General features: G+C 69.8%; 10 protein-coding genes. 6 read left to right on the forward strand and 4 right to left on the reverse strand.

Annotation, left to right across the window (positions count from 1 at the left end; all coding sequences use genetic code 11):
• Nucleotides 1-22: 22 nt before the first annotated feature.
• Entirely contained in the window at nucleotides 23-3088 is a 3066-nt protein-coding gene (locus POL67_RS05155) for an NAD(P)-binding protein (protein WP_271915923.1), read from the reverse strand.
• A gap of 298 nt (nucleotides 3089-3386) precedes the next feature.
• On the opposite strand from POL67_RS05155, the gene POL67_RS05160 reads away from it, so the two are divergent.
• Entirely contained in the window at nucleotides 3387-6119 is a 2733-nt protein-coding gene (locus POL67_RS05160) for an ATP-binding protein (protein WP_271915924.1), read from the forward strand.
• Nucleotides 6120-6182: 63 nt separating this feature from the next.
• Nucleotides 6183-7319, forward strand: a complete 1137-nt coding sequence (locus POL67_RS05165) for a hypothetical protein (RefSeq protein WP_271915925.1) — start codon at nucleotides 6183-6185, stop codon at nucleotides 7317-7319.
• Here the strand turns inward: POL67_RS05165 and POL67_RS05170 are convergent.
• The gene (locus tag POL67_RS05170; protein ID WP_271915926.1) at nucleotides 7311-8726 is read right to left on the reverse strand and encodes a hypothetical protein; all 1416 of its coding nucleotides are present in this window, start codon (nucleotides 8724-8726) and stop codon (nucleotides 7311-7313) included. The two genes, POL67_RS05165 and POL67_RS05170, sit on opposite strands and share 9 nt — an antisense overlap.
• A 138-nt stretch (nucleotides 8727-8864) precedes the next feature.
• Entirely contained in the window at nucleotides 8865-9527 is a 663-nt protein-coding gene (locus POL67_RS05175; RefSeq protein ID WP_271915927.1) for a hypothetical protein, read from the reverse strand.
• Between the two features lie 169 nt (nucleotides 9528-9696).
• On the opposite strand from POL67_RS05175, the gene POL67_RS05180 reads away from it, so the two are divergent.
• Nucleotides 9697-11430, forward strand: a complete 1734-nt coding sequence (locus POL67_RS05180; protein ID WP_271915928.1) for a WD40 repeat domain-containing protein — start codon at nucleotides 9697-9699, stop codon at nucleotides 11428-11430.
• A gap of 45 nt (nucleotides 11431-11475) precedes the next feature.
• On the opposite strand, the gene POL67_RS05185 is transcribed toward POL67_RS05180, so the two are convergent.
• Nucleotides 11476-12558 (reverse strand): aldo/keto reductase, encoded by a 1083-nt coding sequence (locus tag POL67_RS05185; RefSeq protein WP_271915929.1) that lies wholly within the window; start codon nucleotides 12556-12558, stop codon nucleotides 11476-11478.
• A 112-nt stretch (nucleotides 12559-12670) separates the two neighbouring features.
• Here POL67_RS05185 and POL67_RS05190 point away from each other — a divergent pair, with 112 nt between their 5' ends.
• From POL67_RS05190 to POL67_RS05200, 3 genes are all read left to right on the forward strand, one after another.
• Nucleotides 12671-13099: a MarR family winged helix-turn-helix transcriptional regulator gene (locus POL67_RS05190; protein ID WP_271915930.1), complete on the forward strand. Its 429-nt coding sequence runs from the start codon at nucleotides 12671-12673 to the stop codon at nucleotides 13097-13099.
• Between the two features lie 106 nt (nucleotides 13100-13205).
• Entirely contained in the window at nucleotides 13206-14303 is a 1098-nt protein-coding gene (locus POL67_RS05195; protein ID WP_271915932.1) for a sensor histidine kinase, read from the forward strand.
• The gene (locus tag POL67_RS05200) at nucleotides 14300-15058 is read left to right on the forward strand and encodes a LytR/AlgR family response regulator transcription factor (protein ID WP_271915933.1); all 759 of its coding nucleotides are present in this window, start codon (nucleotides 14300-14302) and stop codon (nucleotides 15056-15058) included. Before POL67_RS05195 ends, POL67_RS05200 begins: the two co-directional genes overlap by 4 nt.
• Nucleotides 15059-15146: the final 88 nt, after the last annotated feature.

Raw genomic sequence — 15146 nt, forward strand, 5'->3', positions numbered from 1 at the left:
CCTCGTGAATGAGGGGGCCTTCCTATCCCTTTTCATCCCCGTCGCGGCGCGGGGTCACGACCTCGCCGGCGCCTATCGTGAAGTCGAGCTCCATGTACACGCCGGCGAGGGCCCGCAGGCGCACCCGCTCCTCGTCGCCTTCGCCGGCGAGCCCGAGCGCGCCTGCGAGGCCGGCGCGTCGCAAGACGGAGAGCTCGATCGGGCGCGGGAGCCTCGCGCTCACGCGGGAGGCGCCCATGCGGCGGCAGGGGGCCTCGACGATCGCCTGGTAACAGGCGATCTCGCGGCGGGCGGCGTCGCGGAATTGCTTGAGGAAGACCATGGTGACCGACCCGGTCCGCAGGCAGTCGACGGCGAGGGCGAGCACCTTTCGCTGCGCGCGGCCGTCGAGGCCCGCGGCGCCGAGCCAGGTCGCGTCGTGGCTCGCGCGCAGGGCGTCGAGGAGCGAGATCGCGGGCGCGCTTTCGCCGGCGTCGCGGACCTCGACGAGCCGCTCGTGGCGCCACGGGGTGAGGTCGCCGCCGCCCTCGGGCGGCAGCCACGCGTCGACATGGAGGGCGAGGGCGCCGGAGGTATGGGCCTCGAAGCCGAGAGCGGCGTGACCCTTCGGAAAACCCAGGACCTCACGGCCGCCGACGAGCGCCGCGCCGAGGTCGACCCAGAGGTAAGGGATGTAGGCGCCGACGGCGCGTGGTTCGAGCCGTCCGCCGCGGCGCTCGCAGATCACCACCGGGACGAGGAAGCCGAAATCGCGCTCCGCGACGACGCCCGGCGCGTCGATAGCCGACAGGAGGCGGTTGTCCTGGGCGTAGAAGACGACCGTCGGGCCGAGCGGGATATAGACGCGCTCCTCGTGGAGACCGAGGTGGCGGCCGCAGAGGTCGCGCAGGCGACGCGGATCGGCCTGGAGGAGGGTGGCGACCATGACGCTCGACCGCGCGTCGTAGGGCGGCGAGGTCGACTCGTTGACGCCGCGCTCGATGTAGAGGGGGCGGGGGGCGTTCGCCGGCGCGGCGGGGCTGCCGCCGAGCCAGTCGTCGTGCATCGGGATCGGCAGGCCCGTGAGCACCTGGGCGGCGCGGATGCCCGACATCGTCGCCGCTTCGACGCAGCCGAGGTTCATCGGCGTGAGGGTCCAGTCGCCTGCGAGGACGAGGTTTTCGTAGCCGGACTCGTCCGCGGCGAGGCGGTGGCGCGTCGTCCCCCGCGGGGAGAGGACATACCGATCGGAGGGGTGCTGGACCGGGCTGAAGTGCTGGAAGGCGAGGGGATCGTCGCTCGACGCCGGCGCGTGGAGGCGGCTGCGATCGAGGGCGCCGTCGGGCCGGGAGATCGCAGGCCAGAGGTGGGCCGAGGACGCGTCGACATGGCGCGCCGTCAGCGTGCGCACGCGTTCGAGCTGTCGGGCGCCGTACCCCACGTAGGCAGAGCGCTCGATGGGCGGCGGCTCGTCGTCGTCCATCGCGGCGGTGAGGTACGCGAGGCTCCTCGGGCCCCCCGGCTCGGGGAAACTCTCGCGCGGCAGGAGGTGGCTCATGTCCGCCCAGGTATCGAGGGGCGCGGCGTAGGGGATCATCACCGGCGAGGGCAGGGGCCAGCCGGTCGCGCGGAGATCGTCGCGTTTCCAGAGTTGCGCCGACACGGTCGGCGTGGTCGTGACTTCCCGGAGCATCGCGGCGAAGCGTGGGTTTTCGGGGTCGGTGACGAGCTCCTCGCAGAGGGCTGGCAAAACGCCGAGGCCCACGCCGAGGACGACCCGATCGAAATCGCGGCCGTCTTCGAGGAGGAGGGGCGGCTCCTGATCGGGAAACCGCGAGCCCCAATCTTCGAGGCACTCGCCGCTCGCGCGCAGGGCCTCGCCCCCGACGAGCTGCTCGTAGAGGGGCTCGCTCGGCCAGCAGGGCAGGCCCTTCACGTCGACGAGCGGCTCGTAGTCGGTGCCGTCCTTCACCGCGATCTGCCGGCCGATCTCGATCGCCGCGACGCGCCGGCGATCGGCCGAGAGGCGGAGCCTGTCGACCCGATGGAAGAACCGGAAACGCACGCCGCGAAGGCGGAGGACTTCGTAGAGCGGGGCGAAGATCACGTCGCCCATCCCCGCCTGCATCTTGTAAAAAATCGCGCCGCGGTACGTATAGAGCATCCGCAGCGTCCAGTGCAGGGCTGTCCCCGCACCGATCTCGCGGTCGGCGCTGTAGGCCCCGGCGTAGACGCCCGAGACCGTCGAGGCCCGCACGGAGGCCTTGGAGGCGCCGTGCCGCTGGAGCCACGCTCGGAAGTCCTCGTGGTCGAGGCGCCGCCAATCGACGTTGTCCTGGTCGGTTAGGCCTTCGGCGATCATCCCGCGGATCATCGCGAGCGTGATGTCCACGGCCACCCAGGCGCTCCGGATCTCCGGCTGCCGCGAAAGGAGCCGCTCGCCCCGGCGGAACACAGCGGCCGACCAGGTGAGCAGCCGTCGGAGGAGCTCCTCGCGACGCACGGCCACGAGGCCCCGCTCGGGCGGGGCGAGGAGGTCGCGCAGGGACACGAGCAAGCGAGCGACGCCCCGTCGGAGGACACGGAGCCCGACGCCGAGCGGCCGCGGGGTCGTGTCCGCGCCGCCGCGGAGCGCGGGCTGCGCGTCGAAGAGGTCGAGGAGGAATTGCAACATGATCGGGATCAGCGCGGCCGGGGTGGGGACCTTTTGGCCGAGGCCCGGGGGATCGCTGTTCCGAGGAAAGAGGAGGGGCTGGTGCTGCCAGGTGCCTTCGGATTGCTCCTCGAAGACGATGAGCGAGTGCGGCTTGAATGCGTCTTCGAGGGTCGCGAGCGGCGCGCCGGCGGGACGCCCGAGCGCCTCGTAGCAGCGGCGCATCACGGAAAAGGCGTTGTCGTAGAAGCCGTAGAAAAGATGGAGGCCGTGCTCCTCGATGCGATCGAATCGCTCGCGGTTGCGGCCACTCGCGCCCTTCCCGCCGAGGCGGTGCCCGTGCTGGTACACGGTGACCTCGTAGCGATCCTCCCAGCCGGGCACCTGGGTCAACTCGAAGGCCGTGGTCAGGGCGGCCATTCCTCCGCCCAGGATGACGATTCTTTCGCGACGCACGGGGCGGCGAGGATAGGGGGCCCGCGCAGGATTGTCCGGCGCGACAGCAAGGCTCGGGCGCTTTTCGAGGGGATTCCGCCCCGCGACCCCCTCGTTTTTCTTGTCGGGTAGGAAAATTTATATGGGTGTTCATGTGCCCCCACGGAAGCAGGGACTTTCGACTTCGAGGCCTACGGTGGAAGAAGCCGCGAGAGCCCCGGGAACGTCGATGCTTTCCCGCTCGACGCAGCGGTCGTAGCATCCGTCCTTGGCATCAAACGTGACGAGAGGACGTGTTCGCTCATCGCTGCGGCTCCGTGTGCAGCCCGGATCGGCCCCCAAAGGGTTCGTCGGCCGGAGCGCCGATCTCGCCCGCGTCGAGCCGCTCATCGCCGAAGGAGCGCCGCTCGTCACGCTCACCGGCGCCGCGGGGATCGGCAAGACGGCGCTCGCGGCGCGTCTGGCCGAAAGGCTCGCGGATCCCGCGCAGGACGAGCCGCTGCGGGTCGGCTTTTGCGACCTCGAAGGCGCGCGCGGGGCCGCCGGAATCCGCGCCGCCGTCGCGCGCGCGATCGGCGTGCCCGAGCCCGAAGGGGCCGGCGAGCACGAGCTGATGGAGCGGATGGTCGGCTCGCTCGCGGCATTCGGGCCCGCGCTCCTGGTGCTCGACCATTTCGAGCACGTCGTCGAGCACGCCGACGCGACGGTGGGCGCGTGGCTCACCTCCGTGCCCGAGCTCCAGTTCCTCGTGACGAGCCGCGAGCGATTGCGCATCCCGGGCGAGGTCGTGCACGAGCTCACCCCGCTGTCGCTGCCCGAGCGGGACGATCTCGCCGGCAGCGAAGCCGTCGCGTTGTGGATGGCGCGCGTCCGCGAGGTGGTTCCCTCGTACGACCCGACGCCGGACGAAGTGCCCGTCGTGGCGCGCCTCGTGCGGGAGCTCGACGGACTCCCGCTCGCCATCGAGCTCGCGGCTGCGCGCTTCGGCACGCTCACGCCCGCCGAGCTGCTCGAACGTCTCGAACGGCGCATCGACGTCCTGCGGCGACGCGACAAGGCCGGCGGCCGTCAATCGACCCTGCGCGACGCGATCGACTGGTCGTGGGGGCTCCTGGAGCCGTGGGAGCAGGAAGCCTTCGCGCAGTGCGCTGTCTTCCACGGCCGCATCGGCGCCGACGCCGCCGAAGCGGTGCTCGATCCCGGCGGGGACGACGCGCTCGAGGCCCTGCAGGCGCTGCGCGACAAGTCGCTCCTGATCCATGCGCGGCACGACGACGGCAAAGGCGAGCTGGGGCTTACGATGTACCTGAGCGTGCGCAAGTACGCCGAGGAGCGGCTCGTGGCGTCGGAGGGATGTGCTGCGGCGTTCGAGCGCCACGCGCGTTACTTCCTCGCGTATGCTGAGCGCGGAGCCGCGCTCACGCGCAAAGATCCGAGCGCTGCCGCGCGGCGGCTGCTCGTCGAGCGAGAGAACCTGCTCGCGGTCGTGCGCCGAGGCCTCGCGTCGAGCGCTCCGAAGGAGGTGGAGGCCGCGCTCCGGATCCTCGTGGCGCTCGAAGAGCCCCGCTGGCACGACGGCTCCCCTTCCGCGCACCTCCTCTGGCTCGACGAAGCGCTCGCGCACCCGTGCGCGGCCGAGGTGGATCCGCGCGTCCGTGGCCATGCGTTGATCGCCCGCGGGCGCGTGGCCTGGCGCGCCGCGAGGCTCGACGTGAGCGAGCGCGATTTCCACGAGGCGGTGGCGCTCGCGGTGCGCGCGAACGACGTGTCCCTCGAGTCGCTCGCCCGGCGCTTCCTCGCGCTCGTCCTGCTCCTGCGCGGGCGCTTCGACGAGAGCCGCAGCGCCGCCGACCACGCGCTCCGCCTCGCGATCGAGGTCGGCGACCGCCGCCTGGAGGGCCTCGCGTATGCGATGCTCGGCTTCGTCGCCCGCCTGCGCGGGGAGCAGCCGCGCGCCCGGATGCTCGTGGAGCAGGCGCTCGAACGCTTCCGCGAGGTGGGCGAAGCCCCCTTCGAGCTGAGCATGCGTCTCGAGCTCATGTACGTGCACCTCGACGCCGGGGAGCTCGATGCCGCGCGTGCCTACGCCGAGCAGGCGCTCGCCCATGCCCGAGCGCTCGGCCTCGCGCCGCCCCCGCGCCTGCTGCTCGGCTTGGGGCACGCCGCGCTCGAAGCAGGGGATCCGAGCGAGGCATCGCTTCGGTACCGCGAAGCCCGGGATGCGGCGCGCGCCACCGGCGAGCACACGCTGGAGGTGGCCGCGCTGGCGTGCGGAGCGGTCGTGCTCTTCGAGCAGGGGCGTCCTCTCGAAGCGCGGCTGGAGCTGCGCGAAACGCTCCCGCGGGTGCGTAGGCTCGGCCGGCATGTCTACTCGGGGCTCGTCACGGTCGTTTCGAGCGTGCTCGAAGCCGCGGTCGGCCACCTCGACGAGGCGCGCGAGCTGCTCGCGGCGGCCGAGCACGACCTCGACGCGGGGGCCGACACGCACTTGCCGGCGCTCGAAATCTGCAGAGGGTTCCTCGATCTGGCCGAGGCCCAGCGCGCTCGAACGAACGGCGACGGCGGGGCCGCGGCCGAGCTCGAAAGCGGCGCACACCGACGGCTCGGCGCCGTGCTCGCGACTGCGAACGGCGCGGGCGCTCGGTGGGTCACCGAGCTGCGTGTCCTCGCGCGCCTCCTCGGCAGCGCGCTCGCGACCCACGCGTCCCCGGCCCCCGCGGCTCCCACGGCGCCCCGCGTCCTGCGGATCGACGCCACCGGCCGCTGGTTCGAGCCGCCGCGGGGTCCGCGCGTCGCGTGTGCGAACCGACCGGTCATGCGGCGCCTCCTCGTCGCGCTCGCGCGGGCCCACCTCGTCGCGCCGGCCCGCCCGTCCTCCTTCGAGCAGCTCATCGAGATCGGCTGGCCCGGCGAGCGGATCCTGGCGGATGCCGCGCGCAACCGCCTCCACGTCATGCTGACCCGCATGCGTGATCTCGGGCTGCGCGAGGTCCTCCTCGGGAATGACCTCGGCTACTTCTTCTCGCCCGATCTCTCGCTCGATTTCTGCTGAACCCGCGGGGGAACCTCGGATGTAAGCGGCACGTAAGCCCCCGTGACCGCACGGTGGAGCCTCATGAAACCATGCGCCGTCCTCGTCGCCCTCCTCGTGCTGGCGTCCGCCGCCGGCTGTGTGAATAACACCCCGCCCACCTTGCGCGGAGGTGCGTTCGCCCCCTTCCGCGCGCGCGCTCCCCTCGCGGGCGACGAACACCTCGTCTTCGCCCCCTCCGAGGACGCGTCCTTCCTCGGCCGTGTCCTCCTCGCGCCCTACGTCACGACGCGGCCGCTCGCCGACCAGCTCGCCCCCAACCCGTGCGCGGCCGCTCTCGTCGACGTCGAGCCGCGGCCGGTTCCAGGCGACGTCATCGAAGACGCCGAGCCCCTCTCCCCGGACGCCGCGCGTGCGGCCGGCGCTCCGGGCGCGTCGCACGTCTACTACCGCTTCGACGTGCGCACACGTGTCGAGAAGGCCGCCACGAAGGCCTACACGGCGTGCTGTCAGAGCGCCTCGTGCGGCGTCGGCTACGTCCGCTCGGCGACGCTCGGCGAAGGGGAGATCACGCTCGCGCGCGAGACGGCGCCCGGCGGCCCTGCGGACGTCGCGTTCGACGAGGGCCCCCGTCCGCTCGAACTCACGCGCATCGACCGGCGCCACGTGCGCGGCTATGTCGCCTTCGCGCTCGGCGGCCAGGGCGCGCAGCCCCCCTTCGCCGACGAGACGAAACCCGAGCACGCGGGGGGGGCGACGTACGATGCGGAGAGCATCGAGGTCCGTGAATCGACCCGGAATCGAGACCATTTCGAACTCTGCACGAAAAAGCGGTGCATCACGGAAAACGAATTCATACGCCGCTACGCGAACCGGACCGGCTCCCACGAACTCGACGATTTCGTACGCGATCGCTCGCCGCAGATGCGCGTGACCGGCGCGGTCGTCGGGAGCCTCGGCGTCTTGGCTGCGGCGGTGGGCGTGGTGATTCTCGCCACCGACAATCCCGCGGTGTCCGACCGGCGCGTGCCCGCGGTCGGAGGGATCATGCTGGGCATTTCGGTCCCGTCGCTGGCGGCGGGGCTCGGGCTCCTCGGCGCGCCCTACGACGGATGGACGGACGACCACCTCCTCACGAAGAGCGAGGCCCGACGCTTCGTGGAGCGGTACAACCGCGCGCTGCGACGCGAGGGTGCAGCGCGCGGCGTCTCCTCAAAGTGATACGTACGTGAGCGAGTATGCGTAGTCGGTGCACTCGTTCACGCCGGGCTGATCGACGTAGACGAGGAAGCTCGTCAGGGTGCTCGCGCCCACGGTGCATTGGAGGTGCATCAGCACGTCAGCGCCCTGGTTGCAGCAGGCTTCCATGCCGTCAATCGTGTAGTATTGCCCGTCCTGGCATTCGAGGATATCCGGGATGTCCTTGGTGTAGCAATGCGGGATGAGGCAGAACCACGTCGAGGCTTTGGTCGGATAGGCCTTGAGCCACGGCTTGGCTGGGCCGGCGCAGGTATCCATCCCGTTCGGGTACGAGTAAATGTCGATGTCGGTCTCGCTGCTGAGCACGCCGACCCGTGTGTCTTCCGTCAGCGGGCTGCAACTGACGTCGGCCATGATCTGGGTCGCCGTGTCCTTGGTATCGTTCGGCTCGGGGTTCAGGTCGTCGTTGCAGAGGGGACCGCCTCCTCCCGCGCCGGAGCCTCCCGTGCCCGAGCCTCCCGTGCCCGAACCTCCCGTGCCCGAGCCGCCCGTGCCACCGGTGCCGGAGGACGATGACGATCCGCCACCGCCGCCGCCAGCCCCATCCCCTTCGCACGTCCCCACCTTGGCATCGTCTCCGCTCGCGGGCAGGCCGAACTTCGACACCTCGGCGCTCATTGCGAGGTTCGTGGTGCCAAGGGCAAGGTCCGCCGTGAACTTGGGAATCTCGAACGTCTTCGTGCCGAGGCCGGGCACCTTGATTTCGATGCTCGGCTGGATGATAAGCGACCCGCCACGCACGATGTCGCCTTCGTAGGCCACGTCGGTCCCGTCGATGGCGGCGCAGGTGCCGGTGAACCCGATTTCGACGAAGCTCCCGTCCTCGACCTCGAGGACGAGCGAGCCGGGGACGCTCCCGAGCGGGATTTCGGGCAGCCGCACGGCCGGGATCAGCGCCTTCGTCGTGACGCCCGTGCCGATCGAGAAGGGGTCGAACGCCGTGCTCCCCTCGAAGGTGATTTCGATGTTTTCGAGGCCGGGGATCGGGCCGTCATAGGGAGGCAGCCCGGTGATGTCGACCTTGAGGTTGCCCACCATCGAGAAGCCACCGGACAACGCGACCTTGCCGCTGCCCGCGATGCCCGTGAGCTTGGGCGCGCTCTTCGATCCGCTTGGCGCCGCCTTGGCGTCCACCGTCGCCGCGCCTTTCGCCGAGAGGTCGAACGACGCCTGCACCGGCGAGCCGCTCGGCTGTAGCCCCGTGGAATACGCGAATCCGGGGAGGAGGTCGTCTTCTCCGTGCAGGGGCAATTCGACGACCTCCGACGCAGCCGACGCGCTCGACGCGGCGCCATCGTCGCCGCCGCAGGCGCCGATCAAAGCGAGGAAACCTCCGGCGACGAGGAGGAAGCTCTTGCGGACCATCATGTCTGTCTCCGTTGGGTGGGAAGGGCCCGGCGCGCGGCGTCATCGTTTGCGCTCCGGTCGGCTCAGACCTGGCCCGAAGAGGGCTGCGGAGGAACTTACATGCGGCTTACATCGCCGTGCCCGTCTCGTTCCTGGCCCTCAAAAGCGTCTGCGGAAGCCCACCTCGAAGGGGATGTAGGCGCGGGCGAGAAAGGCGTCCTGAGCCGCCGGCATCCCGTTCTCGGGCAGGTTGCCTTTGTAAAAGGCCACCCGCAGGCCGCTGCGCAGGAGGAAATCGGTATACCGGGTGACCGGAATGGCGACCGAAACGAGCAGCTCGCCGGTCACGCCCCAGCTCGGGGGGTACAAATCGAAGGTCGGTATCCAGGAGTGGCCGATCCCGAGGCCGAGCGTCGCGGCGAAGTCCACGCCGCCCTTGGTCGTGCCGCCGAGCCCGAGGAGCGCGGTGGCCCCGAGCTCGTGGACGTAGAAGTTGCTCCAGCCGGGGCTCGTGTCCCAGGTGTGCGAGTACCGCAGCCCGAAGCCCAGGCGAACGAGGTCGTACTTGTACATGTAATCGGCCGAGAACCCAACGAGCAGCGGGTCTTCGGCGGACGAGTAATAATCGCCGCCTCCGCTCGTGAACCCCACGGCCTCGCCGAAGTAAAAGGGCGTCACGTTCAAGCTCGCCGACAAGGAGCGCTTGCGCGGCCCCACGCTGGGGGCGGACTCGGGCGACTCCTCCGCGGACGCAGGGAGCGCCATCAAAAGCACGAGGAGCGCGGAAGGGAGGGACGTCGAAAAGCGAAGCGCGGTCGTCATGCGAACAGGAAGAGCAACGTCGATGCCACGAGGTTTTCCCGCGGCGTTCGCGAGGAAGGCGCGTGTCCTCGGCGCGGCGCCTTCGGCGGCGCAGGACAGACGGATCAGGGATGTTCCTCCCCGCCACATGTTGCCTGCCGCCACAGGCGTGGCTTATCGTCCGTCGCGCATGAACCACGCCGCCCGCCTGCTCTGCGCCCTCGCGGGCCTCGCCCTCCTCGCCGGGCCCTCGGCCTGCGGCCGCAAGGAGCGCCCGTGGACCGAGCGCCCCATCAGGCAGCGCCCCATCCCCCTCGGCCCGGCGCCTCGGCTGCCCCTCCCCGAGACGCTCCCCGAGGGCACGCCCGCGCCCCTCCTCCTCGCCGAGCGCCGCGGCGGCACGCGTGGCGACCCGTCGACGCTCCCTGTCGACGGCGACTTCGAGCGCGCCCTGCGCGGCGCGGTCCTCCCCGGCGAGGACGGCGCCCTCGGCTTCGTCCCGCACGCCGCGCGGAGCGTCGCGCCGGTGGGCGACGGGACGTGGTTCGTCGTGGCGAGCCCCACCGGCCTCTGGCTCCACGAGACGCGCACCCTCGCCATGCGCGCCCGCCTCGCGCCGCCGCCCGTGCTCGATGTCGCCGCCTCCCCCGACGGCACGAGGATCGCCTACGCCATCGGCAAACCCGACGACAAAAAGGCCCGCGTCGAGGTCGTCTCGTTCCCGTCGCTCGCCCCCCTCGCTTCGTTCCCCGATGTCGCTCCCCCCTCCCGCATGCGTTTCTCGGCCGACGGCGCCCGCGTTGCGATGGCCGGGGCGTATGTGAACCTTCTCGACATCACCTCCCGAGAGAGCCACGTGGTAGGCGGCGGCTCCAACGACGTGTTCCCCATGCCCGGGCGCCCCGACCAGGTCGCCGTCGCGAGCAACCGAGACACGATCGACATCCACCGCGTCTCCCAGCCGTCGTACGAGTACGTCTTTGATTCGACCGTGCTGATGAACGGGTATCGAGCGGGACATAGGGGGATCGCCCGCGATCAGCGCGCGGTCACCTTCGATCCGGTCACCGGCATCCTCGCCGGCGGCGGCGACGACAACCGGGTCTGGCGCTTCGCGGGCGAGCGCCTCCTCGATGTCTTCGAGCTCGACGGCAACGTCGTCGACGTGGCTTGCTGCACGGGCAAGGCGCCGAGCGAGCGCACGGCCTATTTTGCGGTCGACAACTTCTCGGTCGCCGCGGTCCGCCTCCAGGATGGAAAGGTCGGGCCCTGGCTCGCGGGTATCAACACCCACGGCACCGACTGGATCTCCGTCCGCCTGGCGCTCCTGCCGGACGACGAGCTGCTCGTCTCTGGCGCCTGGCGCCTCGCCCGCTGGGAGCCCGCCCATCGCGCGCTCGTGGTCTCGCACGATTACATGGCCATGCATTTCCAGGCGTCGGTCTCGAACCGGCAGGAAACCCTGTTCGTCGGCTGCGACGGGCCCAGGGAGCGCTGCGCCGTCGAGCACATCGCGTATGCCGCGCCTGCGGCGGACGTGGCCACGGCGCGCGTGGGGGAGGTCTCGCTCGAGAAGATCGAACAGGTGATCGCGCTCGAAGGCGGCTACTTCGCGTTGATCGGCGTGAAAAACAACCACCTGGGGGTGGCCTTCGTGAAGCCAGGGACGCTGCCCGAGCCGCCCATCGAGGTGCCGGGGAGCCCGCCGACGCTCCGAAAGGGCGGCCATGGCGTGCGCGCCGACGGGGCCGTCGCCTTTTTCGACCTCGACGGTCAGGTGTACGAGGTCACCCGAAGCCCGCGCGACGCCCGCTTGCTGGGCAAAGCGCAGAGGGACGACCCTGGGCGGGTCGTCTGGGACGAAAAGGCGGGGTGCTGGGTGCTCGTGGGTGAGGATACGGGCAGGAGGGTCGAGCTCAGGTAGGGGGCGCCGGCCCGCGGGACCACGCGCCCCCTCCGTCCGCCTTCGTCAGTAGTGATCGCCCTTCTTCGTGACGCCGAAGGGGATGAGCTGCGAGGGGTGCCCGTTGATCGTCGTGCCCCCGGCCTGGATCATCCGCGCCAGTTCAATGAAATCGGCCGGGAAGTTCAGCTTCGGCTTGGTGAGCGCGTCGAGCGAGGCCGTTTGCTCCGGCGTGAGCTTGAGGTCGAGCGCCTTGAGGTTGTCCTCGAGCTGCGCGAGCGTGCGCGCCCCGATGATCGTGGACGTCACCGTCGGGCGGGCCTGCACCCAGGCGAGGGCGACGCGCGCGACGGTGGTGTCGAGCTCCTTGGCGATCCGTTCGAGCTCGTCGATCACCGCGAAGCTCTTCTCGTCGAGGAACCCCGCGGCCCACTGCCGCTCCGGCTTGAGGGTGGCGGCGTTTGCCCGCGTGTACTTGCCGCTCAGGATCCCGCTCTTCAGCGGGGACCACGGCGTCACGCCCAGCCCGAGCTCCTCGGCCATGGGGAGCAGCTCCCCTTCGATCGTCCGCTCCAGGAGCGAATACTCGATTTGCAGCCCGATGAAGGGCGCCCACCCGCGGAACTGCGCGATGAGCTGCGCTTGCGCCACCTTCCACGCGGGCGTATCGGACACGCCGATGTAGCGGACCTTCCCCGACCGGACGAGATCGTGGAGCGCTGCCATGGTCTCCTCGATCGGCGTGAATTTGTCCCAGTTGTGCAGCCAATAGAGATCGATGTAGTCGGTGCGCAGCCGGCGGAGCGATTGCTCGCAGGCCGCGACGATCGACTTCCGGCCCGAGCCGCCGCCGTTGGGATCCCCGACGTACAGATTCGCGCTGAACTTCGTGGCGATCACCAGCCGGTCCCGCTTCTCGCGGTCGTGGGCGAGGTGGTCACCGATGATCTTCTCCGAATGCCCCTTCGTGTAAAGGTTTGCCGTGTCGATGAAGTTGCCCCCGAGCTCGATGTAGCGATCGAGGATGGCTTCGGAGTCCTTGACACTGCTCCCCCAGCCGAGGTCTTCTCCGAACGTCATGGCGCCGAGGCAAAAGGGGCTCACCCGCAGACCTGAGCGACCAAGCGTGACGTAATGATCGAGCGGCATCGCGTCTCCTCCCAAAAAAGTTCCACACCCGAACGGTTCCGGTTCCGAACAGTTCAAGGTTGAACTACTAGTAACGCCGCCGTTTCCGTTGTCAAGCCGCAAGCAGGAGAACATGGGAAAGCCTTCACCCTGGGAGCTCTGGACGCTCCACTTCGAGATGACCATGGGGGTCATGGCCGAGGTGGAGCCCGAGGTGCGCGCGCAGGGGATCGAGATGAAGGAGTTTTTCCTCCTCGGGAAGCTCGACGACCACCCGTACCCCGCGGACCTCGCGCGCGCGCTGCTCACGCCCAAGCCGACGATTACCTTCATGGTGAAGCGGCTGGAGGCGGCCGGCTTCGTCAAGCGCCAGACGGAGGCGGACGACCTCAGGCGCTTCCGCCTGACGCTCACCCCCTCGGGGCGCAAAGCGATGGAGGCGGCCCGCACGATCCTCGACGAAGCCTTCGGGCGAAGGCTCGCGCGGCTCTCGACCGGGGAGCGCGCCGAGCTCACGCGGATCCTCGTGCTGCTGGCGGAGAAGCACACCCGTCCGCGCTGACGGCGCGGGTCCGCAGTCCTTCCGCCGGCCGTTCATCGGCCCGGAGGAACCATCCATCCGGGGCGGGTTGAACCCTGCAAGCGAGGCCCGCTACGCTCCGCCTCGTATGAGGAGGCCTTCCGAAAGCCGCCCGAGCAGCCGTGTCGAGATCCTCCTGCCCGGAGGTGGGGATCTCCTGCCTCGCGAGATGCTCTGGCTCTACCCGATCGTGCCGCTCGCAGCCGCGCCGCTGCTCCTCAAAAACCTGTTCTCGCTCCCGCTCGACACCGCGCTCGTGCGGATCGCGGGGATCTACATTCCTTTCCTCGCCCACTCGTTTGCCTTCCACGTGCTCTACGTAGGGGTCATGCCCAAGGTGGTGCCGCGCCTCCGCACGCCACTTTTGCGTGGCGCGCTCCACGTCGCGGCCACGACCGCGGTCCCGGTCCTCCTCGGCCCGCTCGTCCTCTCCTTCAAGAGGAGGATCGTCCCGGGACATTACGATCTGCCCAAGTTTGTCCTCGAATGTATTATCATCTCTTGGCTCTACGTGTTTCCGGCGCTCATCGTGCAGCGCTTGCGGAACAAGGCCCAGAACATCGAGCGCATGGCCCAGCTCGAACGGCAGGCCGCGCTCGAAGCTCAGCTCAAGGCGCTCCAGGGCCGCACGAATCCGCATTTCTTCTTCAACAGCATCAACACCGTGGCGAGCCTCATCCACGACGACCCCGCGCTCGCGGAGCGCACCCTCGAACGCATGGCCGATCTCTTTCGGTATGCGCTCGACAGCTCGAAGACACGGTTCGTCACGCTCCGGCGCGAGGTGGAGATGGTGCGCGACTATCTGGCCATCCAGTCCGCGCGGTATGGCTCGCGCCTCCACACGCGGGTTGAGCTCGACGAGCGGGCCGCCGAAATCCTCGTCCCGCCGCTCATCCTGCAGCCGCTCGTGGAGAACGCGATCCTGCACGGAATGGCCCACCGGCGCAGCGGCAGCGTGCTCGTCTGCATACGGCACGAAGGGCATCGTGTCTCCCTGGAGGTGCTCGACGATGGCCCCGGGCCCTTCGCCTCGTCGCACCGCGGGAGCCAGACGAGCGTGGAGGACATCTGCAAACGCCTGCGCCTGCTTTATGGGGAGCAGGGAGCGATCGCCCTCTCGGCGGCGCCTGGAGGAGGCTGTCTCGCGCGCGTGGCCATTCCCGTGAAGGACGTGGTGGCATGAAGATCCTGGTCGTCGACGACGAAGAGCCCGCGCGCCGCCGCTTGATTCGCCTCATGCGAGACATCCCGAACACCGAGGTCGTGGGCGAGGCCGGGGACGGGGAAGAAGCGCTTCGGCAGATCGAGATGCGGGGCCCTGAGCTCATGCTGCTCGACATCCGAATGCCCGGCCTGGATGGGCTCTCGCTCGCGCAACGGTACACGGACCTGCCGCCCCTCATCTTCATTACCGCCTACGATGAATACGCCGTACAGGCCTTCGAGGTGAACGCGGTCGATTACCTGCTCAAGCCGGTGCGCCCCGAGCGACTCCAGGCTGCCATCGAACGCGCGCGCCAGCGGCTCCTCGCGACCAAGGAGGCTGCGGCCCGCGCCCTTTCCATGGTGACGAGCCGCGGGGGATCGTCGACGCGCATCGTCACCCTCACGCGCGGGGTCATTCGCTTCTTCGATGCCCGCGATGTCACGCGTTTCTGGAGCAGCGACAAATACACGCTCTTTCGCGCGGACCAGGACGAACATTGCACCGAGGAGCCGCTGTCCACGCTCGAGGAGCGGCTGCGCGCCCATGGCTTTTTGCGCGTGCACCGGGGGGAGCTCATCCACATCGACAGCGTCAAGGCCCTGCGCAGCGAAGAGGGGATCCACGAGGTCGAGCTTGACGATGGCCAGGTCGCGCGCGTGAGCCGGCGCTCCCTGCCCGCGGTGAAAGCGGCGCTGGGCCTCACGGACGAGCCCGGTCTCCGCAAGGCGTAGGACCGCTCGTCGGTCGGGGCGTGCCGCTCATCCGCTCTCCCGCGCCGTACATCGGCTCGGACCGGAGGCGAACGGCAGGACCTGTAGC

The sequence above is a fragment of the Polyangium mundeleinium genome (assembly GCF_028369105.1).
Taxonomy (GTDB): Bacteria; Myxococcota_A; Polyangia; order Polyangiales; family Polyangiaceae; genus Polyangium; species Polyangium mundeleinium.